This window comes from Erwinia sp. S38 (assembly GCF_016624545.1).
Classification (GTDB): domain Bacteria; phylum Pseudomonadota; class Gammaproteobacteria; order Enterobacterales; family Enterobacteriaceae; genus Erwinia; species Erwinia coffeiphila.
In genome coordinates this window covers 22872-44536 of the sequence record NZ_JACVTS010000012.1, presented here as the reverse complement: position 1 = coordinate 44536, position 21665 = coordinate 22872, and the positions used below count along the sequence as shown (strand labels likewise).

The window sequence follows — 21665 nt, the reverse complement described above, 5'->3', positions numbered from 1 at the left end:
GGTTTACAGCGCGTCACGTCGACGCCACAGCAGCAGAAGAAAGAACGGGCCGCCCACCAGCGCCATCACAATCCCCGCCGGAATTTGCAGCGGGGCAAAAGCCAGCCGCCCGATAGAATCCGTCAACAGAACCAGCAGTGCGCCCAGCAGCGCGCTGCCGCTGAGCAGCGCCACCTGGCCGCCGCGCAACAGAAAGCGTGCCATGTGTGGTGCGATCAGCCCGACAAAACCCAGGCTGCCAACGCAGGATACGCTGGCGGCGGTCAGCAGCACCGGGGCGCAGAAGCGTATCAGCGACAGCCGCCGGAGCCTTACTCCCAGCCCGGTAGCGGACTGGTCGCCGAGCAGCGCTACGTCCGATGCGCGGGCAGTCAGGAACAGGATCAGCGCCCCCGGCAGCGCCCAGCAAAACGCCACCGCCAGCAGCGACCAGGTGGCGGAGTGCAGGCTGCCCGCCATCCATACCAGCGCGGTTTGCACGTCGCGCACGTCGGCGGTGGTCATAAACACCCCGATTCCGGCAGCAAACGCCCAGGAAACGCCGATGCCGATCAGAATAAAACGCGGCCGCGAGAAGTCGCGCGCCAGCAGCACCACGATCAGCGCCACCAGCAGCCCGCCCGCCATCCCGGCCAGCGGCCGCCACAGCAGGCTAAGGGAAGGAAACAGCAGGATCAGCACCAGCACCACCGCGCTGGTCCCCTCCTTCACGCCGATCAGTCCCGGATCGGCCAGACCGTTGCGGGTAATCGACTGCATCGCCGCCCCGGCCATCCCCAGCATCGCTCCGCTCAGCAGCGCCATCAGCAGGCGCGGCAGGCGAATATCCCAGACGATATAGTGCTGCTGCGAACTCAGCTGCTGCGGGTAAAACAGCGCCCGGCCAATGTCCGAAGCGGGAACGGGCAGCGATCCCTGAGTGATGCCGAACACCGCCAGCAGCAGCGCCACGGCTGCCAGCAGCAGGCCCAGCAACAGCAGACGCGGGCGCAGCAGCAGCGTGAACTGCCCCAGCCTCAGCCGATGAAACCCCAGCCGTTGCGCGGTATTTTTCATTTGAAGTACCTGGCAGCAATAAAGATAAATACCGGTGCACCGACCAGCGCGGTCATCACCCCGGTAGCCAGCTCCTGGGGAGCGATCAGCACGCGCGCCACCAGATCGGCCAGCAGCAGCAGCAGCGCCCCGCCCAGCGCCGAGAGCGGCACGGCCAGGCGGATATCATCGGTCATCAGCCTACGCACGACGTGCGGCACCACCAGCCCGATAAACCCAATCGGACCAGCCACTGAAACCGCCGCTCCACAGAGCAGGGCGGCCGCGATCAGTCCGATTAAGCGGGTACGAGCGATGTTCACCCCCAGCCCGCTGGCCACCTGATCGCCCAGCGCCAGCACGTTAAGCCGTGGTGCAATCGCCAGCGCCAGCAGCATACCAACCAGTGCAGGCAGCGCGGCGGCGGCGGTCACGGACCAGCTCAGCCCGGCGAGATCGCCAGCCAGCCAGGTACGCATTTCCAGCAGCGTCTGCTCGTCCAGGATCAGGATTGCGGCGGTCACCGAGGAGGCAAAAGCAGAGAGCGCAACGCCGCACAGCGTCACCTTGAGCGGCGTCAGCCCGCTGCGCCCGGCGGAAGCCAGCAGCATCACCACCGCAAACAGCGCGGCGGCACCGCAGGCGGCCACCAGCGGGCGGCTGGCCAGCAAACCGCCCCAGCCAGCGCCAATCGCCGAGGCGATCACCACCGCCAGCGCCGCACCGGCGTTCAGCCCGAGAATATGCGGCTCACCCAGCGGGTTACGGATCACCGCCTGTAGCAACAGCCCGGCCACCCCCAGCGCCGCGCCGGTCAGCAGGGCCGCAACCAGCCGCAACAGCCGCAGCTCCACAATCACCTTATGGTCGAAGCTGCGCGGATCGAAGTGCAGTAGCGCCTGTAGCACGGTTGAGGGGCCGATATAACGCGCGCCAAGGCCCAGATGTATCACCGAGCCGATCAGCAGCAGGCAAAGCAGAATCGGCAGCGCCAGCGCGGGGCGCAGCGGGTGGCGATGAACGGAATGGGGCCGACTACGCATCAGCGCTGGCCATCGCGGCGGCGGAACGGCATAAAGAACGGTTTCTGCGTCAGCGGGTTGATCGAAATCTGCACATCGACATCAAAGGCAGCTTTAATCATCTCCGGCGTGCAGTTTTCATCTTCACCGGTCACGCCGAGCAGACGCCCCTGCTTCATAAACACCAGCATGTCAGCGTAGTTCACGGCGAAGTTAAGATCGTGCAGCACCACGACCACGGTACGGCCATGCAGCCGGGTCAGATCGTGCAGCAGTTCGAGGATCTCCACCTGATAGCGCAGATCGAGGAAGGTTGTGGGTTCATCCAGCAGAATGGTTTGGGTTTGCTGCGCCAGCGCCATCGCGATCCAGCAGCGCTGCCGCTGACCGCCGGAGAGGCTGTCCACCGACTGATGGGCAAATTCGGCGGTGCCGGTAAGCTGTAACGCCTGCTCAACCGCCGCTTCATCCGCATCCGACCACTGGCGCATAAAGTTCTGCCACGGGTAGCGGCCACGGGAAACCAGCTCAAACACCGTCAGCCCTTCCGGCAGCAGCTGCGACTGCGGCAGCATGCCCAGCTGACGGGCAACGGCTTTAGTCGGCTGCTGATGAATACTTTTGCCATCCAGCAGCACGCTGCCGCCGAGGGGAGTCAGCATCCGTGCAATGGTGGTCAGCAGGGTGGATTTCCCCGAACCGTTAGCGCCGACCAGCACGGTCATTTTCTTCGCCGGGATCGTCAAACTGATATCATCAACGATGATCTGCTTTCCGTATCCGGCCGACAGCCGATCCAGCTCGATCCCCTGCTGCCGGGCCCTGTTCTCGCCCGCACTCTGCTCCACCCGCTGTGGCATTGACTACTCCTGCACCGCAACGGCGTGGCTCCCGGCCAGCGCGCGCGTAAGTCTCAAATAAAAATAACTCTCATTATCTTTCTCGATCATGCGTAGAATGAATGTAGTAGTCAAGAATTAATGCGGTGCTTATTAAAACATCTCGCTTCGCGATTTTATGGAATCTTCAGGAAAGAAAAATATTTTAATTAATCATTATTATCAACAAATTAAAAAATAATAACCCGACAGGAAATGTGACAACCCGGCGTTAAAAAGCTTGCATGATTTTTTCCTTATTTTTGCGTTTACTACTACATATCAGCATGTTTGAATGATTCTCAATTACATATCCGACTCCATTAAACGGGCTAACGGGTAGGCAGCGTTAATCGCAATCAATCGGGCAATGAATACGAAAACTCCTCTCATCTCAGCAACGAAGATGAGACACGTGCAGGGTAAAAATTAAATGACTGAGTTAAAGCCTTCTTTTCTGGGGAAAAAGGGTTATGCGCTGTTTTCAGCAATCTTCATCGGCACGCTGGCCTCTTCGGTAGCGATGGCGGCAGAAGCCCCCGCTGCGGCCAGCAGCAGCGACAAAACAACGAAAGATGCGGGAACGATGACGGTGGAAGCCAGCGTCGCCGATGCTGACAAAACCATGACCTCCGGCTATCAGCCACTGAATTCTACTACAGCCACCCTGACCAATATGCCGCTGCTGGATATCCCGCAGGTGGTGAATACCGTCAGCGATCGCGTGATTGAAGATCAGCACTCCACCACGCTGGATGAAGTGCTTAACAACGTCAGTAACGTGGTGCAGACCAACACTCTGGGCGGCACGCAGGATGCCTTTGTGCGCCGTGGCTTCGGCAGCAACCGCGATGGTTCCGTGCTGACTAACGGCCTGAAAACCGTTCTGCCACGCAGCTTTAACGCCGCTACCGAACGGGTTGAGGTATTGAAAGGCCCGGCTTCTACGCTGTACGGCATCCTCGACCCCGGCGGGCTGGTTAACGTGATCACCAAGCGCCCGGAACGCACCTTTGGCGGTTCCGTTTCAGCCACTTCCACCAGCTTTGGCGGCGGCACCGGTACGGTGGACCTGACCGGGCCGATCGAAGGCACCAACCTGGCGTATCGCCTGATTGGTTCCTATCAGCACGAAGATTACTGGCGCAACTTCGGCAAGGAGCGCAGCAGCTTTATTGCCCCGTCCCTGACCTGGTTTGGCGACGATGCGACGGTCAATGTCTCTTATGCCCATCGTAACTACAGTACGCCGTTCGATCGCGGCACCATCTTCGATCTGAATACCGGCCACGCGGTGAATGTAAGCCGTGAAACTCGCTTTGATGAAGAGTACAACATCACCGACGGTGAATCGGATCTTGCGCAGCTGAATGCTGAATACCGCATTAACAATCAGTGGACGGCGAAGTTTGACTACAGCTTCAGCCAGGATAAATACAGCGACAATCAGGCGCGCGTGATGAAGTATGACGCCGCCACCGGCAACCTGACCCGCCGCGTTGACGCCACGCAGGGATCGGCCCAGCGTCAGCATTCCGCGCGCTTCGATCTGCAGGGCGACGTGGTGATTGGCGGACTGTACAACGAGATCCTGACCGGGGTGGCGTACGAGAACTACGATCTGCTGCGCACCGATATGATCCGCTGTAAGAACGTGCAGGACTTCAATATCTACAATCCGTCCTACGGTTCGACCGGTAAATGCACCACGGTCTCCGCCTCGGACAGCGACCAGACCATTCAGCAGGTCAGCTACTCGGCCTACGTGCAGGACTCTCTGTATCTGACCGATAAGTGGATTGCGGTCAGCGCCCTGCGCTATCAGTACTTTACCGAATATGCCGGTAAGGGCCGCCCGTTTAACGTCAATACCGACAGCACCGACAATGCCTGGGTACCGAAGTTTGGCCTGGTATATAAAGCCACGCCGGGTATCTCGCTGTTCGCTAACGTCTCACGTTCGTTTATGCCGCAGTACTCGATTGCCAGCTACATTGGCGAGCTGCCGCCGGAAACCGCCACCGCGTGGGAAGCCGGTGCCAAGTTCGATCTGTTTGACGGCGTAACGGCCAACGTCACCCTGTTTAACATCAACAAAAACAACGTGTTGTATACCGAAACCATTAACGGTGAAAGCGTGGCGAAAACCGCCGGTCGGGTGCGTTCACGCGGAGTCGAGGTGGATGTTGCCGGCGCGCTGACGCAGAACATCAACGTCATCGCCAGCTATGGTTATACCGACGCTAAAGTGATGGAAGATCCCGATTACCAGGGGAAGATGCTGCCAAACGTACCGCGCCACACCGGATCGCTGTTCCTGACTTACGACTTCCACAACGTGTATGACGGCAATACGCTGACCGTCGGCGGCGGCGGTCATGCGGTCAGCCGTCGTTCCGGCGACAACGGCGAGGATTATTCCCTCCAGGGATATGCGGTTGCCGATGCATTTGCTTCTTACAAAATCAAAGCAGAGCATCCTGTCACGCTACAGGTTAACGTCAAGAATATCTTCGACAAAACGTACTACACCTCGTCTATCGCGACAAATAATCTCTCTAACCAGATTGGCGATCCGCGCGAAGTGCAGTTCACTGTAAAAATGGATTTCTGATCCGCACGTTTAAAATAGCCATTCACCCCGAGTGAAACGTAGTTTAACTCCTGAAGTACATCGGATGTTTTGACGACGCAAATCGTCGCTTTCAGGAGATAAACTATGGCAGAGCAGCAATTTGACTACATTATCATCGGTGGCGGTTCCGCAGGATGCGTGATCGCCTCACGATTGATTGAGGCCCAGGCAGGCAGCGTCCTGCTGCTGGAAGCGGGCGGCCGTGATAACAGCCTGTTCCACAAAATGCCCGCCGGATTGGTAAAACTCTCCCCTAAAACCCGCTGGCCCTACCGTACGCTTCCCCAACAGCATGTTAATAAACGCGTGATGCAGGTCGCTCAAGGCCGCGTGCTGGGCGGCGGCAGCTCCGTCAACGGTATGATCTATCTACGCGGCCAGCCGCAGGATTATGACGACTGGGCGGAGGAATATGGCTGCCGTGGCTGGAGCTTTAACGATCTGCTCCCCTTCTTTAGAAAAGCAGAAAACAATGAGTGCCTGAGCGGAACCTATCACGCTCAGCGGGGGCCGCTAAGCGTCAGTGAAAACCAGTTCCGCCATCCGCTGACGGATGCTTTTGTCCGTGCCGGACAGGAACAGGGCCTGCCCTACGTGAACGACTTCAACGACGGCGCGCCCGCAGGCGTTGGTCTGTGGCAGACCACCACTCACCATGGGGAACGCGCCAGTACCTCGCGCGCTTATCTCGATCGAGTAAAAAACAATCCACAATTGACCACGATTACCGATGCTGAAGTACAGCATCTTATTCTGGAAGGCAGCCACGCAAGCGGAGTGGTTTACCATACGCACGGTAAACAGCAATGCCTGGCCTATGCCCGCCGGGAGGTGACCCTCAGTGCCGGAGCCTTCGGCAGCGCAAAAATACTGATGCTGTCCGGCATTGGGCCGCAAAAACATCTCGATAGCGTGGGCATTGTTACCTGTGCCGATCTGCCAGTCGGTAAGTATTATCAGGACCATCTGCATATGTCGCTGAACGCTACCGTCACCACCGGTAACAGTATGTGGGGCGAGGACAAAGGTCTGCGGGCGGTAAGAAACTTCGCACAGTGGCAGTTCTTCCGCGGCGGCCTGCTTACCAGCAACATCCTGGAGGGCGGCGCGCTGATAGACACCACCGGCAGCGGTCGCTCAGATGTACAGGTGCACTTCCTGCCGGTTCTGGATAATTTTGAAAACGGGCCAGGGGCAAACCCCGCCGGTAGCGAACACGGCATTACGTTGAAGGTCGGCTATTTACCGAGTAAATCGCGCGGAGAGGTCCGGCTGAGCAGCAGTAACCCGAGCGATGAACTGGCTATCGATGCCGGTTATCTTAGCGATCCGGCGGATCTGGCAGGGCAGATTCGGGCCGTTCAGACAGGGCTTCGCCTGCTGCGAAGCCCGTCACTGCAATCGATTGTCGGGCATATTTTACATCTGAACGAGGTGAAAGAAGACGACATCAACGCCATCACCAATTTCATACTCGACGACATTAAAACCGTCTATCACCCGATTGGCACCTGCCGAATGGGCCCGTATCCGGCGACTTCGGTGGTGGATTTAAAGCTGCGCGTTCACGGCATCAGCGGGCTGCGCGTTGCGGATTGCAGCATATTCCCGCAGATCCCCAGCGGCAATACCAATGCGCCGACCATTATGATCGCGGAACGCGCTGCCGATCTGATCCTTAAGGATATTTCTAACACCGTCTCTTAGCGGCGATAATACCTGGCTTCTGCCCTGTGGCAGAAGCTTCTTATTCAACTAGAATTAATCCATGCACAGAATATTCTTAAAGAGATTAATTCTCATTTCGCAACCAACAAGTTATGTAATTATTAATAAGAATGGTTATCAAACTTATTTAAAAAACTGAACGAATTATATTTAAAGTAAAAATAAATACAATCAAAATCATTGAGTTAGATCACCTAAAATAAATTTAGCTTTTGCTATAATAAACGGTTTTTATTTTCTATGGATGGGTGCATAATGCGCAGAAATCACCTGTCATCCACAGTTAATAATAATTTTAAGGAGTCACCATGCTGACGAATGAAATGACCGCCAAGCTGAACGATCAGCTGAATCTGGAATTCTACTCTGCCAACCTCTACCTGCAAATGAGCGCCTGGGCCAACGATAAGGGTTTTGACGGTGCCGCCGCATTCCTGCGTGAGCACTCTGTAGAAGAGATGCAGCACATGCAGCGCCTGTTTAATTACCTGAGCGATACCGGCGCGATGCCGGTGCTGGGCACCATTGATGCACCGCCGGTCACCTTTAACTCGCTGAATGAAGTGCTGGAGCAGGCCTATCAGCACGAGCAGCTGATCACTGCAAAGATCAATGAACTGGCCCACGCGGCGATGACCACCCAGGATTACTCAACCTTTAACTTCCTGCAGTGGTATGTTGCCGAGCAGCACGAAGAAGAGAAGCTGTTCAAATCCGTGCTGGACAAACTGGCTCTGGTTGGTAACAGCGGCCAGGCACTGTTCTTCCTCGACAAAGATTTGAAAAAGATGGGCGAGCCGGGCGCACACTCTGCCGACTGATCGACGGTATTAAGCGGAAAAGGCGCGTCCGCGAACAGACTCACAGGCCACTCTCATTGAGAGTGGTTTTTTTTTATTCTGCATAATCGCTTTCAACTGGCGAAGAAGCAGGAGGAGCGTCACTGACCAGGCTTTTCAAATATACCGCTATCGCTTTCAGATCCACCTTGCCGGGGTGCTGGCTGGTCTGCGGAACGGGCTCGTTGAGATCGCCGCAGACCATACGGCGATCGTCGTGCAGCAGCTCTTCCTCCTGCGAATCGCTTCCCGCATGCAGAGTGGCCGATACTATGATGAACAGAGCTGATAACCATCGCCGGATAAAGATTTTCATGGCTCACTCCCTGTTAAACCTGTCCATAACGTCTGAAACGACACCGTTCTCCTGCCGGGTATCGCAAGCAGCAGGGAGAGAACAGTGACATCGTCCTGGAGATAAAATAGGGGAGAAAAAGGTGGCAGTTCAGTGCGAAGTGTTAATGGATATGAGCGAAATAACGATAATAAAGAATTTTTCTGCCAAGATATTGATTTCTAAGTTATTGAACAAAAGGTGCGAAAAGCACCCTTTGTTTAGTGGCCGCTAATTAGTGGCTGGCAGGTAACGTCACCCAATAGCCCGGTTTGTAAGCTACCGGCAGGAAACGCTGATGGAATTCACGGAAGGTGGCATCCGGATCGATATCTTTGAACAGCTCAGGGTGCAGCCATTTCGCAATCGCCTGGATCGCCACAAACTGGTAAGGGCTGTCGTAGAACTGGTGCCAGATCGCGTGCGCATTGCCGTTGGTGGCGACCGGCAGAGTATGGAATGCCGGACGCGCCATCAGCGCCGTTAAGCGTTTCGTTGCTTCCGCGATATCCGCCCCCGGCCCCACGCCCACCCAACCGCCGGCGGTGTTGTAGTTCTTCCAGTTAGCACCGGTCACAATCACCACATCAGGACGCGCGGCGATAATCTGCTCTGGGTTCAGGGTGCCGAAGGTGCCGGGGATCAGCCCTTTAGCAATATTAATGCCTCCAGCCACTTCAACCATGCGGCCAAAGTTCTCATCGCCAAACGACATGCAGCACTCTTCGGTGTAACCACCGGCGCGATCCAGCATCACCTTCGGACGCTTGCCGGTGAAGTTTTTCAGGCGGTCGGTCACGATATCAATCTGCTGCTGGCGGAAGGCGACGATCTCTTCAGCACGCTCGGGTTTACCCACCAGCTGGCCCATAATACGAATGCTTTTTTCGGCATTCTCAAACGGTTTTTCGCGGAAATCGATAAACACCACCGGGATGCCCAGCTTGTCGAGTTTTTCGGTCAGCTTCGACTCGTCGGTCGCCGCTTTCGATTCCAGGTTCATCAGCACCAGATCGGGCTTCAGGGTCAGCGCCTGCTCAACGTTAAACGTACCGTCCTTTGCCCCACCAAAGGTCGGCAGCTTTTTAATCTGCGGGTATTTCTCTGCATAGATCTGGTAGCTGTCGAAATCCGCCTTCGGCAAATCGTCACGCCATCCTACTACGCGCTGAAAAGGCGCCTCGGTATCGAAGGCCGCCAGCAGATAGATCTGCCGTCCTTCCCCCAGGATCACCCTCTTCACTTCCGATTTAATTTCAACCTTACGGCCGCTGACATCTTCCACTACAAATGGCGCAGCCCACAGGCTGGCAGAGGCGATCAGCCCGGCCAGCAGGATGCCCGTTTTACCCCAAATCTTCATAGCAAACCCCACAAGGACAATGATAATAATTCTCAGTTCAAATCTTGCAGGGGCATGCTACGTGGCGATGAAAGTTAAAACAAGATGTGTCAAAAAATTTCATTTCATGACGGTATTAAAAGGTATAGCGATAGAATTTAGTGTCCACCTTCATCACCGGGAAGGAAGCGGGCAGTTCGGGAACGGTGATTTCCGTAAAACCGTTTTTCTCATAGAAGCGATGCGCGGCAAGGAACAGCGCGGTGGTGCCCAGGAAGATATCGCTTAAGCCCTGCTCGCGGCCATAGGCCAGCAATACATTCAGCAGCGCCAGCCCGGTCCCGTAAGCCTTACCGCGATATTCAGCCGCCACAAACATTTTGCGCAGCGCCGCCTGGCGATTGCCAATATCCTTCAGCGCAATACAGCCAACCACGCGCTCGTCCACCAGCGCCAGCCAGAACTGACCGTGCCCCTGCTGATAGAAGTTTTCGATATCGTTAAGATCGGGCTGCTGCTCTGCGGTGATGGGGATGCTGAACTCGTTAGTCTGAATCGGCAGGATTAAATCGATAACTGCTGCCTGGTGTTTTGCGCTGTAGGGTTCGATACGGAGGGTTGTGCCGGATTCGCTCATTGATGTTGTACTCTCTCTGGCGGCCACAGACCGCATTAGGGTTAGTCAATGCAGACGACAACAACAAGTTGCCGTCTGCTTTCTCAGCCCATTCAGACTACATCATTAGCATGATAAAACATCAGGTTAATTCGTATCCGGCGCTCGGCAGACTTACCGCCCGGCCGCCTTCACCGCGTCATGCAGATTCAGGCGCTGCCAGAAGCTCTGCGACGCATCGCCGGAGAGCGGATAACCGTCCGCCAGCGCGGTGCGTACCATCAGCTGGCGGCGCTGGGCGGCGCTAAGATTCGGCAGCGGCGCTTCCAGCAGAACCTCAGCCTCTTCAGGAACAACGAGCGGCGAGGCTTTCACCTTCGCGACAGGCAGGTTGTAGGTCATGGTAAAGCGATAGAAAGTCTGCATCGCTTTGGCGGCATACGGGTCATCCTGTGCTGGCACCTTCGCGCACTCGCGCAGCGACGTACCGCACTCTTTCTCAAGCGCGCTGCGCAACTGCTGCTTCGCGGCATCGAACAATTCACGATAGTGCGGATCGTTGAGATAGTGCGCCACGTTGCGCTCTGCCACCATTCTTGAACCCATCACATCCAGCGGATAGTGAACGCCCAGAACAATGCGCGAATAACCGTAGCGCGCACCGCGATCGATCAGCGGTACATAGCGCTCCGGCAGCATCTGTGCCATTAACAGCGCATCGGTGTAGCCGGTGTTGGTGTGGCCGCTGGGGAACGACCCGCCATCTGCGGTGTAAGGGTGGTTATCTTTAGCTACCGCGCTGTCCGGCACCAAATGGATGGTGTTGCCAGGGATCAGGAACGGGCGCTTATAGTCAAAGTGCTTCTTCGCTTCGCTGGTACTGACTTCACTGGCCTTCAGCAGCGCCGCCGCCTTGCCCAGCTCGCCTTTATCATAGGCGCGGATAAACGCCTCACCCAGCTTTGGCCCCAGCGCATCGGCAAGGAAATAGAGGTAGTTCTGCCCTTCGGCATCCACCAGCGCCTGGCGGCGTGCGCCGTCGGTGGCGTTCAGGTTGATGTTTTCTACCGTTGCCAGATTCTGCGCCAGCGTTGCTTCCGGCAGCTTACTGAAGGCGCTCAGCAGTTCAATCCCCGCCTGCTGATTGGCCTTTTTACCGAAATCATAGCCGCTGGCCTGTAGCCAGGCTTTATCTACCTGCTTACCGCCCTGCTTTGCCGTTTCCAGCTGGCTGCGCGCCAGCGTGGCGCTGTCACCCTTGATGCTGTTAATCAGCGCGGTCTGCACCGAGCCTTCCAGGGCGACTACCGCCGGGCTGTTACTGGCCGGGGTTGTGGTGTTGGCGATGGCCGCAATCTGCGGCAGCTCTGCGGTGGTTTTAGCCTGTGCCAGCGGCCCAATCAGCAGCGAAGCGGCAAGAAGCGTAAGACGAAAGCGCATAAATCATCCTCATTATCATCAATAAGTTAACCCTGTCGCCCGCAGACTAGACCCGCTATATGGCACTTTTATGGCAAAACATATTCCGATACAGATTCCCGCATCCTGTCATAAACCTTGTCTAAAACCGGCCGCGTTAATCTTATACCTGCCACGGCAGCACGCCCTCGTGCCTGCGCGCGCACCAGGAGGCCAGCAGCATCAGCCCCACCACCACCAGGATCATCAGGCAGCCCACCGCCGCCGCCAGCGTCGACGATCCGCCCTCATCCAGGAAGACGATGGTCGGTCCCAGCGTCTGGGTAGAAGAGGTTACCAACAGGATCGAAACCTGGATTTCGTTCAGCGCGGTAAGAAACACCAGAATTGCCCCGGCAATCGCCGACGGTGCCACCAGCGGCAGCAGGATGTCGCGCATACGCCGCAGGAAGCCCGCACCGGCAAGCTGTGCCGCCTCATCCAGCGAGCGCTCCACGCGGGCAAAACCCGCCAGCGTCGGGCGCAGCACCAGCGCAAGGAAGTTGGAAAGATAGGCGGCGAGGATAATCCACACCGTGCCATACAGGCTGACGTTGACCAGCGGCAGCGGCCGCAGGAAAAACAGCAGCGCAGCAATACCGGTCACCACGCCCGGCAGCGCATAGGCCAGTTCGCTGGAGAGATGCAGCACCCGCACCAGGCGGCTACGCCGCCAGCTGAGGTAGCAGGCTATAAACAGTGCCATCAGGGTCAGGATCGCCGCCGCAATCGCCGTCAGCCAGAGGCTGGTGAAAAAGGCGTGGCGCACTGCCGGATAGTCAAACAGCGCGTTGCGGTAGTTAATCAGCGTCAGCGTCTGCCAGTTCAGCGCCTGGCCGAAGCCCTGGGTCAGCGAGGTAGTCAGCAGCGCCGACAGCGGCAGCAGCAGGATCAGCGCCATCAGCAGCCAGGCGATCGCTTCTACCGACAGTCGCCAGCGGCCAAGAGACTGAGTGAGCGCGTGCGCCGTGCCGCTAACGCGAACATCGCGCCGACCGCCCAGCAGGCTGCTGATCAGCATTCCGGCCAGGGTGATTGCTGCCAGCAGCAGCGACAGCACCGCCATATCGGGCAGCGCGCCGGGGCCGGTGCTGTTCAGCTGCTGATAGATCAGGGTAATCAGCGTGGGAACTTTGGCAGGAATTCCCAGCATCGCCTGAATACCAAAGTTACCGGCGGCGGCCACGAAGGAGAGCGCAGCCCCGGCGAAAATGGCCGGGCGCGCCAGCGGCAGGATCACGGTTAACAGCACCCTGAGCGGCGAGGCTCCGGCTATCTTTGCCGCTTCCACCAGGTCGGACGGCAGGCGCTGTAATCCAGCCCGCACCGCCAGAAACACCAGCGGCGCATTGTGCAGCCCGAGTAAAAGGATAATGCCGCTCATTGAATAGAGCGTCGGCGCACCGGCGAAGGGAGGCACTCCCAGCCCGGCCAGCAGTTTCATCAGCGGTCCGGAGGGCGACATCGCCTGTACCCAGGCCAGCGCGGTCACCTGCGGCGGGATCATCAGCGGCAGAATAAAGGCAAAGACCCACGCCGCCCTGGCACGAATATCACTCAGCGCCACCAGCCACGCCGCCAGGGTTCCCAGCAGCAGTGAGATCGCGGTGGCACCCAGCGCAATAAACAGCGTATTACCGGTAGCGCGCAGCACCCGGGGCGTATTCAACAGCCGCAGCAGCCGCTCGCTGTCGGGTATGCCCTGCGGCGCAATGGCCGCCCAGATCAGCCGCGCCAGCGGCGCAATGGAAAGCAGGCCAATCATTATCGCCAGCAGCCAGAGTATCCACCGCTCGCTGCCGGGCCAGCGGATCGCACGGGGGTGGCGGGCGCTGCGCATCATACCGGGCAATACGCTCATCGGTTAACCGCCAAAGATTTCAGTGAATTTCTCACGCACCTGGGCGTCATCGTTAACGGCTTTATCGCTGTCCAGCGTCAGCAGTTTGATCGAATCAATTGGCGCAAAGCCTTCCGGCGCCGCCACGCGTTTATCGATCGGACGGTTGCCCTGCTGTGCGACCAGCTGCTGGCCTTTTTCCGACAGCATAAAGTCAACGAAGGCTTTGGCGGCAGGCACGTTATGCGCACCGGCAAGGATCGCCACCGGTTCGGTCACAAACGACGCACCTTCCTGCGGATAGACCAGATCGACCGGCGATCCCTGCTTCTTCGCGCGGATCAAATCGGCATCGGTAATGATCCCGTATTTAGCGACGCCGCTGGCGACCGCTTTCAGCGCCGGGCCGTTACCGCCTTCCGGTGTAATGCCGTTGGCCGCCAGCTTTTTATAAAACTCCCAGCCGATGGTCGGGGTGTTGATGGCGGTATGCAGATGGTAGAGCGCCGCGCCGGAATAGAGCGGGCTGGGCACCGCCACCTGGCCGCGATTGCTGGCATCGGTCAGCGCCATCCAGCTGTTCACCGGTTTCGCATTCTGCGTGTTGTAGCCAATCACCGTGGCGATGATTTTAGTGCCGAACCAGGTCTTATCTTTATCGTAGAAATTCGGGCTGATATGGCTGACCGGCGCATCCGCGTAGGCCATCAGCTTGCCCTCTTTCTTCAGCGCGCCCAGGTTGATAGAGTCCGCCACCAGCAGCACGTCGGCTTTCACGTCACCGCTCATCATCTCGGTGCGCAGCACGTTCATCAACTGGGTGGTGCCGTTGCGGGTCCAGCTCACCTCAATACCGGGGTTAGCGGCTTTAAAAGCTTCAATCGTTTGCTGAGCGATTTCAGGAGCCTGCGAGGTATAAACCACCAGTTTTCCATCGGCCGCCTGGGCTGACAGAGAGGTGAACGCCAGCAGTGCCAGAATTTTTACCGTGCTACGCATCTGTAGTCCTTAGTGAATTGAAAAAGAAATTAGTGCGGAATGACCCAGCCGTCGGTGGCGGCCAGCCTTATACGTTCTCCGACCCGCGGCGGTGCGGCGTCTGACTGCATTAGGGTCAGACGGCACTGCGGATCGCCCAAAGGTTCAATTTCCAGCTGGCTGTAGCCACCACGGTAGATAACCCGGCGGACCTCGCCGTCAAAGCCGGGTGCATCATGCGCTACCCTTTGCAGGTCGCTGGCGTGCAGGCAGATTTTGCCTTTCGGCAGGACTGGCTGAGTGGGGCTGGCGCGCAGTTTCACCCGCAGGCCAAACAGTGTGACCCAGGCTGAGCCCTGCCCGTCGGGTTCGATATCCCCAACCGGCACAACCCGGCCATCATCAATGAATCGTGCCACCATTTCGCAGGCGGGCTGGCGGTAAAGCTCCTGCGGGGTGGCGAACTGCATTACCTGCCCCGCCTGCATCACCACGATACGGTCGGCCAGCGCCATCGCTTCGTGCTGGTCGTGGGTGATGTAAAGCAGCGTGGCACCTGCATGGTGGTGGAAGCGGGTGAACTCTTCTTCCATCGCCGCGCGAAGATGTACGTCAAGGTTTGCCAGCGGCTCATCCAGCAGCACCAGCTGCGGCCGTGTGACCAGGCAACGTGCCAGCGCCACGCGCTGTCGCTGCCCGCCGGAAAGATCCGCCGGCCGCCGTTCACCCATTCCGTCAAGGCCGACCAGATCCAGCGCGGCATCCACCCGAATACGCCGGTTGGCGCGATCCATGCCCTTCACTTTCAGGCTGTATTCAATGTTTTCCGCCACCGACATATGTGGCCACAGGGCGTAGTTCTGAAACACCACGCTCAGCTCGCGCTGCTCGGGAGGCAGATGCTGACCCGGTGCGCTGTAGCAGCGTTCTCCGACGGTTATCGAACCGGAGTCCGGGATTTCAAACCCGGCAATCGTACGCAGCAGCGTCGTTTTTCCGCAGCCGGAAGGCCCGAGAACGGCGATAAACTCCCCGTGCTCAATCTGCAACGAGACATTGCGCAGCACCGGCTGCTGGCCAAAGGATTTACACAGATTGTCGATCAGGATCGCAGACATCGGGCACTCGGACTCCGTTCAATTAAAGCAACGGCTTAGAACATACTGAGCAAAGATGACAGCCCGGTGACAGCAGGTAGAATGAACCGGCTGCCGCTCGTCGCCGTTGAAAAGCGCGGGAAAATCAGGGGAAAATGGCAATGTACTGTCCGGATTTCGCCGCATCAAAGCGTAAAACCCGGCGCGTCTCTTCATCATAAACTCGCTAAACTCACCACATTGCGACTAACGGAAACAGGTCAAAATGAGCATCGATTCGGATATCACCGTTCGTAAACTGGAAATATTCATCGCCTTTATGACAAGAGGCAATCTTGCCCGTACGGCGGCGGCGCTTGGGATCAGCAGCGTCAGCGTGCATCGCGCCCTGCACAGTCTGGAAGAGAGCCTGCGCTGCCCGCTGTTTATTCATCAGGGGCGCAATCTGGTGCCGATGCCCGCCGCGCATACGCTGTGGGAGTACAGCCAGGAAGCGCTGGATCTGCTGTCTCGCGGCGTGGAAGAGGCGCGAAAAACGGCCGGAATGAGCCAGGGAAATCTGCGGCTGGGCACGCTCTATTCGCTGACCCTGGAAACTATTCCGCAGCTGATTATGGGCATGAAGCTGCGCCGCCCGGATCTGGAGCTGGAGCTGACCATGGGCTCGAATAAGATGCTGCTGAACCGCCTGGAGGAAGGATCGCTGGACGCGGTGCTGATCGCCACGTCCTGCGAGCAGATCAATCACGCTTATCTGGAAACGCTGCCGCTGTTTGAGGATGATATCTTCCTCGCAGCGCCTGCGGCTTCCGGGCTGGATATTAGCAAAGAAGCGGATCTGCGCGACTTCCGCACGGAGAAATTTGTCTCCCTTGATGAGGGTTTTGCTACCTGGCAGGGCTTTCGTGAGGCGTTCGCCATTGCAGGCTATGAGCCGGAGATCGTCACGCGGGTGAATGATATCTTTTCGATGCTGAGCCTCGTACAGGCCGGAGTGGGCTTTACCCTGCTGCCGGGGCGGATGAAGCGGGTTTATGAAAATTCGGTACAGCTGCTGCGGTTGGCGCAGCCCTATCAGATGCAGCAAAACATCGCGATTGTCTTTGAACGCAACCGCGAGCACGATCCGAATCTGCTGGCGCTGGTCGCCGAAGGCCGGATGTACAGCCGCCAGCGCGGGGCGAAATCCTGAGCCTCTGCGTCACCCGGTACGGATTTCTGCTCGCTCGACCAGCTCAGTACGGGCGACCGATCCACAGCGCAAGGCGGATGCCGCCTGGAAACTAGCTCCTGGCCCTCTGCGCCAGCCTGGATGCGAGTTCGGCTCCGCTCTGCTCCAGCGAGATCGCTTCACCGCCGAGGCTAAATGACTGCCGCGTCAGGCCGGTCAGCCCCGAGCCCGGCGGCATTTGGATCGCCAGCCCGACGTCACGTTCCTCTGCCGCCGCCATCGCGTCATACCAGTTCACCCTGCGTGACATATTCCAGGCCAGATCGTCGGCAATTTGCTGCGGCTGCCACAGCACCCGCGCGCTGCTGCCGCTGAGATACGCACAGCGCGGACGATGCAGCGTGACCGCCTGGAAGGCCTGCGCCAGTTCCTGCGCGGGCTTCGCCAGCAGTTCACAGTGCGAAGGCACGCTCACCGCCAGCCGACAGGCGCGCTGGGCACCAAGCGATTTCGCTGCGGCACCGACCCGCGCCATCGCCGCATCCGATCCGGCAATCACCAGCTGCTGCGGGCTGTTGACGTTGGCCAGCCAGCAGTCGTCGCCGAGCAGCGGCAGCAGATCCGCCTGAGTGAATCCCACGATCGCCGTCAGGCCATAGCCCTGCGGCCAGGCGTTCTCCATCAGCGTACCGCGCAGTGAAACCAGCCGCAGCGCGTCGCTGAACGCCAGCGATCCGGCCACCACCGCCGCCGGATAGGCGCCGATCGACAGCCCGGCGGTCATATCGGCAACGGTGCCCCGCCGCTCAAGGGCGCGGGCGTGGGCAACGCCGCTAATCAGAATGCACAGCTGTACCGCACGGGTATGCCTTAGCGCCTCCGCGCTGTCCAGCCGTCGCGCATCCTCCGCCAGGACGTCGCTGACCTCATCAAGTAGGGCATCACCGTCTGGCAGCTGCTGTAACATGCCGGGCCGCTGCGCGCCCTGGCCAGGAAAAGAGAAAAGAACTTTCATTCTGTACTCCAGGGCCGATCGGTCAGCAGCGGGCCATGTGGTGTTTTCAGCATCACCCGCCCTTCCCGCAGCCATTCTGTTAACGCAAAACCACCACGCGGCGTGCCGATTTGAGTATCCACCCGACAGGGAAGCTGGCTGATAAACGTCTGCCAGCGCAGCAGCTCGGTATTATCGAGCGGCCGGTGGCTGCGGATCAGCAGATCGAGGTCGCTGCTGTCGCGCAGCACCGGCACTTCGGTTGCCAGCGTATAGCCAACGCTGCCGGCGATCCCCCAGCTCCACGGCCATGCCTGCTGGGCCAGCTGAAGCGCGGCCTGTAGCGGAGGCTGGGAGATATAAGGTGAAGCCAGCAGCCGCGCCGGATCGCTGAGCATTTCCGGCGACACAATTCGCCGGATATGACGCGGATCGACCCAGCCTGCGGCCCGCAGATCGCGCCGCAGGCCGCGTACGCCAACCGGCACGCGTCCGCCCTCATCAACATCCCTGCGCACCACCAGCGGCAGCGCTGGCCGCCACTGGCTGGCCACCCATTCAGGCAGATCGCCCTGTAATGCGGCGCGGTCGGAAACCCAAATCAGATCGTGTGGTGAACTCATTTCACATCCCGGAAGTCAGCGTGATAAACAACGGCAGGCTAAGGATACACAACAGTGACGTGATTAGCAGAACGGCCTCCGCATCCGGTGACTGCGCGCCAAACCGGTTGCCGAATACCACCCCGAAGAAGCCCGCCGACAGCGCGATCATCAGGATCGCGGTGATCGCCACCTGGCCATGCAGACCCAGCGCCAGCACCACGCCCCAGGCGATCAGCGGCTGGATCAGCAGCTTGGTGATACAACCGACGATCACTGCACCGTTGATGCTTAGCTTACGCGCGGAGAGGATCACGCCGGTGAGGAACAGTGCGGCAGCGGTAGCCGCCAGGCCGAGCGGTTTAATCGCCGCCAGCACGATTTCCGGCATGCCGATCCCCAGCCCGGACAGCACCACACCCAGCAGCGGACCCCAAACGATAGGTTTAGTTACCGAACGCCACATCAGGATTGGCAGCATACCGATCCCGGACTGCTGGCCGTTGCCCGCCGCCAGCGCTTTTTCGCGCTCGAGGATCAGCAGGCAGAACGGCGTCAGCAGCACCGAACCGCAGGCGATCGATACCGCTACCGACAGCGACGTCGATGGCCCTTCACCCAGTACGCTGCCCAGGATCGGCAGGCCCAGCGCCGCATAGTTCGGCAGGGAGACGGTAAGCGTCAGTACGGCAGCATCCTGCGGTGACTTATGGAACAGCCGCGTGGCAATAAAATAGATGGCAAACCAGCCCACCCACATCGACAGCACCAGCACCACGATCAGCGGCGACTGCTGGACAATCCCCAGCCAGGGGGTTTTTACCGTCGCGCTAAACAGTGCGGCGGGTAGCGCAAAATCCATCACAAAGACGTTTAGCAGCGCCACATTTTTGTTGTCCACCATCTTCGCTTTGCCGGCGTAAAAGCCGAGCAGCATAATCACAAAAATAGGGGCAAGCGCATGGATAATTATATATGTCATAACATCACCTGGTAGTCTGATTAAGCACCGGTGCGATGATTATTATTTTATTTTTCAGGCCATTGCTGCGGGGGCGAATGCTCCGTTTGCCCCCGCAGATAACCCGGCAGGTTTGTCTTAGCTACTTTCTTACCAGGCTGCGCGCATCAATTCACGCACCCGTTTTGAACTGCTGCGATTCTCTGCCTGCAGGCGACACTGCAGTCCGGGATCGCGGCGGGCGGCAGCGACGGCGGCGGCCAGCGCCTGGCGTACCTGTGCGACATCGCCAGCATCCGGTTCGTCCGGTTTGCTGATATCCAGTAGCGACTCCAGCAGGCCCAGCGTCTGGTAGTGGTCAATGTCGTAGGCCATTGGCGGGATGGTTTCCGCCAGTTTTTCCAGCGCCTCAACGCTGCGCAGAGTGATGCGTGCTGCCGCCTCTTTACCCATTGCGTGGATCATCACGCCGCCGTCATTGAAGGCGATCAGCCGGTTAGCCTGATAGCCGTGAGCCAGAAACGCCCCCGACATCGCCTTGCCGACAATCAGCCCAATCACCACGTGGCCTGCCAGCCGCGCGCTGGCGTAAGCGCCTGCCGCTGCGGCCAGCGCCTGATGGATACCGAAAGCTTCTTCGCGGCGACCATAGGCCTGACTGGGAACGTCGATCACCGCCACGATGATGCGCTTTTCGCTTTTGTTTGCGTCTTCCGCCACGGTTTCATTGACCACTTTCGCCAGCGTCCAGCCCTCAAGCAGGCCGACTTCGCCCTCCGCCGCACGCGGAAAGTGGTTATTTTTATCCGCCACGACGGCGATAAAGCGTGCGGCTTCACCGTGAATTTCACCGTCGGCAACCTGGACTGACGGGCACAGTCCCGGCATCCGGCTGGCACCGGCAGTCAGTGTTTGCAGCCAGATTTCACCGCGTCCTGTTTGCTGTTTCATGACCGATCCTCCTTGCTGAAAAGCCGTGTAATTTGCTGTGAATCCGCCTGCCGGGACGTATCAAACGTCGTCAGTCGCGGCAGATACCAGGGATAGTTTTCGGAACGGTGCACCGCCGGTACGCCCTTCGCCAGCGCATCACGCATCGCCTGCTTCACGGCCTTCTGGCCGTCGCCGACCAGCGCATCCGCCAATCCGCTGGCCGCACGGGTTTCACCACCGGTCATGCTCCAGATAAATGGACGGTCGCGGGAGTCATATTCGTCGATGCCCGCCTCCTGCTCGATAACCTGCGGGCCGTTCAATCCCAGCCGCGCTTCGCGGGTCACGATCAGATAGCTGCACAGCCCGGCGGCGATGGACATGCCGCCGAAGCAGCCGACGGTGCCGGCAATAATGCCCACCACCGGGGTATAACGGCGCAGATCGACGATCGCCGCGTGGATATCGGCGATAGCCGCCAGGCCCAGATTGGCTTCCTGCAGCCGCACGCCGCCGGTTTCCAGACACAGCACCGCGCGAGTGGGAATACCGTTGCGGTTATCTTCCGCCGCCAGCTCCAGCGCTGCCGCCATTTTGGCACCCGATACTTCACCCATGCTGCCACCCTGGAACGCGCATTCAATGGCAATCACTACCGCAGGCTGGCCGTCAATGGTGCCCTTCGCCACCACCATGCCGTCGTCGGCCTGCGGGACAATCCCCTGCATGCCCAGCCACGGTGAGACGATCCCTTCAAAGGGGTCTAACAGTTCGCGGAAGCTGCCCTGGTCCAGCAGCAGCCGTGCGCGCTGGCGTGCATTCAGTTCAATAAAGCTGAGATCGTTACGCATCGGCTACCTCCTCAAATACCTGCTCAATGCGAATCCTCGCCACGCCGGGCGTGGCACCGAAGTCGTGGATGGTCATCTGACCGGCGGGCAAATCCCCGAAGGTGCCCAGCCGCTCGAACAGCGCCGTCCAGCGCTTGCTGCTGTTATCCACCGAGGTGATGATGTCAACGTTCAGGGTGTCGCTGCCGTCGGCGACAAACAGCACTTCCATGTCGCCTGAACCCACAACGCCCGCCAGCGCTCTGCCGTTTAGGCGTCGTGAGGCTGGAAAATAAAGGCTTATCTGTTGCATAAGATCCTCTTTAAATAAAAATCCTTGTGTCGGACGGCCGTTACGGGCCGCCGCTTCGG

20 protein-coding genes are annotated in these 21665 nt (G+C 58.7%); 4 read left to right on the top strand and 16 right to left on the bottom strand.

Features of this window, described 5'->3' with window-relative positions:
• Positions 1 to 3: 3 nt before the first annotated feature.
• The 3 genes from IBT46_RS14485 to IBT46_RS14475 are packed head-to-tail and all read right to left on the bottom strand — an operon-like array spanning position 4 to position 2917.
• Complete coding sequence (locus IBT46_RS14485) at positions 4 to 1056, bottom strand: iron ABC transporter permease (RefSeq protein ID WP_200546254.1); 1053 nt, start codon at positions 1054 to 1056, stop codon at positions 4 to 6.
• Entirely contained in the window at positions 1053 to 2078 is a 1026-nt protein-coding gene (locus IBT46_RS14480; protein ID WP_200546253.1) for an iron ABC transporter permease, read from the bottom strand. Before IBT46_RS14480 ends, IBT46_RS14485 begins: the two co-directional genes overlap by 4 nt.
• Positions 2078 to 2917, bottom strand: coding sequence for an ABC transporter ATP-binding protein (locus IBT46_RS14475; RefSeq protein WP_200546252.1), 840 nt, complete (start codon positions 2915 to 2917; stop codon positions 2078 to 2080). The genes IBT46_RS14480 and IBT46_RS14475 overlap by 1 nt, the downstream gene beginning before the upstream one ends.
• Positions 2918 to 3458: 541 nt before the next feature.
• On the opposite strand from IBT46_RS14475, the gene IBT46_RS14470 reads away from it, so the two are divergent.
• From IBT46_RS14470 to ftnA, 3 genes are all read left to right on the top strand, one after another.
• Positions 3459 to 5549, top strand: coding sequence for a TonB-dependent siderophore receptor (locus tag IBT46_RS14470; protein ID WP_370569466.1), 2091 nt, complete (start codon positions 3459 to 3461; stop codon positions 5547 to 5549).
• 105 nt (positions 5550 to 5654) lie between these two features.
• Positions 5655 to 7277, top strand: a complete 1623-nt coding sequence (locus IBT46_RS14465; protein WP_200546250.1) for a GMC family oxidoreductase — start codon at positions 5655 to 5657, stop codon at positions 7275 to 7277.
• A 329-nt stretch (positions 7278 to 7606) separates the two neighbouring features.
• A complete protein-coding gene (gene ftnA / locus IBT46_RS14460) occupies positions 7607 to 8119 on the top strand; it encodes a non-heme ferritin (RefSeq protein ID WP_200546249.1) in 513 nt (170 codons plus the stop codon).
• A gap of 73 nt (positions 8120 to 8192) precedes the next feature.
• Here ftnA and IBT46_RS14455 read toward each other — a convergent pair whose 3' ends face one another.
• The 7 genes from IBT46_RS14455 to IBT46_RS14425 all read right to left on the bottom strand — a co-directional run bounded on the left by IBT46_RS14455 (position 8193) and on the right by IBT46_RS14425 (position 15823).
• Complete coding sequence (locus tag IBT46_RS14455; RefSeq protein WP_200546248.1) at positions 8193 to 8453, bottom strand: hypothetical protein; 261 nt, start codon at positions 8451 to 8453, stop codon at positions 8193 to 8195.
• A 253-nt stretch (positions 8454 to 8706) separates the two neighbouring features.
• Positions 8707 to 9834, bottom strand: a complete 1128-nt coding sequence (locus tag IBT46_RS14450; protein ID WP_200546247.1) for an ABC transporter substrate-binding protein — start codon at positions 9832 to 9834, stop codon at positions 8707 to 8709.
• Positions 9835 to 9949: 115 nt separating this feature from the next.
• The gene (locus IBT46_RS14445) at positions 9950 to 10450 is read right to left on the bottom strand and encodes a GNAT family N-acetyltransferase (protein ID WP_200546246.1); all 501 of its coding nucleotides are present in this window, start codon (positions 10448 to 10450) and stop codon (positions 9950 to 9952) included.
• A gap of 153 nt (positions 10451 to 10603) precedes the next feature.
• The gene (locus IBT46_RS14440) at positions 10604 to 11869 is read right to left on the bottom strand and encodes a phosphatase PAP2 family protein (RefSeq protein WP_200546245.1); all 1266 of its coding nucleotides are present in this window, start codon (positions 11867 to 11869) and stop codon (positions 10604 to 10606) included.
• 142 nt (positions 11870 to 12011) lie between these two features.
• Positions 12012 to 13730 (bottom strand): iron ABC transporter permease, encoded by a 1719-nt coding sequence (locus IBT46_RS14435; protein WP_234480136.1) that lies wholly within the window; start codon positions 13728 to 13730, stop codon positions 12012 to 12014.
• A 21-nt stretch (positions 13731 to 13751) separates the two neighbouring features.
• Positions 13752 to 14726 (bottom strand): ABC transporter substrate-binding protein, encoded by a 975-nt coding sequence (locus IBT46_RS14430; RefSeq protein ID WP_200546243.1) that lies wholly within the window; start codon positions 14724 to 14726, stop codon positions 13752 to 13754.
• A 29-nt stretch (positions 14727 to 14755) separates the two neighbouring features.
• On the bottom strand, positions 14756 to 15823 hold the full coding sequence (locus IBT46_RS14425) for an ABC transporter ATP-binding protein (protein ID WP_200546242.1): 1068 nt from the start codon (positions 15821 to 15823) through the stop codon (positions 14756 to 14758).
• Between the two features lie 244 nt (positions 15824 to 16067).
• Here IBT46_RS14425 and IBT46_RS14420 point away from each other — a divergent pair, with 244 nt between their 5' ends.
• A complete protein-coding gene (locus tag IBT46_RS14420; protein ID WP_200546241.1) occupies positions 16068 to 16994 on the top strand; it encodes a LysR family transcriptional regulator in 927 nt (308 codons plus the stop codon).
• A 91-nt stretch (positions 16995 to 17085) separates the two neighbouring features.
• On the opposite strand, the gene mdcH is transcribed toward IBT46_RS14420, so the two are convergent.
• From mdcH to mdcC, 6 genes are all read right to left on the bottom strand, one after another.
• Positions 17086 to 17988: a malonate decarboxylase subunit epsilon gene (gene mdcH / locus IBT46_RS14415; protein WP_200546240.1), complete on the bottom strand. Its 903-nt coding sequence runs from the start codon at positions 17986 to 17988 to the stop codon at positions 17086 to 17088.
• Complete coding sequence (locus IBT46_RS14410; protein WP_200546239.1) at positions 17985 to 18590, bottom strand: malonate decarboxylase holo-ACP synthase; 606 nt, start codon at positions 18588 to 18590, stop codon at positions 17985 to 17987. Before IBT46_RS14410 ends, mdcH begins: the two co-directional genes overlap by 4 nt.
• A 1-nt stretch (position 18591) precedes the next feature.
• Positions 18592 to 19551: an AEC family transporter gene (locus IBT46_RS14405; RefSeq protein WP_200546238.1), complete on the bottom strand. Its 960-nt coding sequence runs from the start codon at positions 19549 to 19551 to the stop codon at positions 18592 to 18594.
• A 129-nt stretch (positions 19552 to 19680) separates the two neighbouring features.
• Positions 19681 to 20481: a biotin-independent malonate decarboxylase subunit gamma gene (gene mdcE / locus IBT46_RS14400; RefSeq protein ID WP_200546237.1), complete on the bottom strand. Its 801-nt coding sequence runs from the start codon at positions 20479 to 20481 to the stop codon at positions 19681 to 19683.
• Positions 20478 to 21314, bottom strand: a complete 837-nt coding sequence (locus IBT46_RS14395; RefSeq protein ID WP_200546236.1) for a biotin-independent malonate decarboxylase subunit beta — start codon at positions 21312 to 21314, stop codon at positions 20478 to 20480. Before IBT46_RS14395 ends, mdcE begins: the two co-directional genes overlap by 4 nt.
• Positions 21307 to 21606: a malonate decarboxylase acyl carrier protein gene (gene mdcC / locus IBT46_RS14390; protein WP_200546235.1), complete on the bottom strand. Its 300-nt coding sequence runs from the start codon at positions 21604 to 21606 to the stop codon at positions 21307 to 21309. The genes IBT46_RS14395 and mdcC overlap by 8 nt, the downstream gene beginning before the upstream one ends.
• Positions 21607 to 21665: the final 59 nt, after the last annotated feature.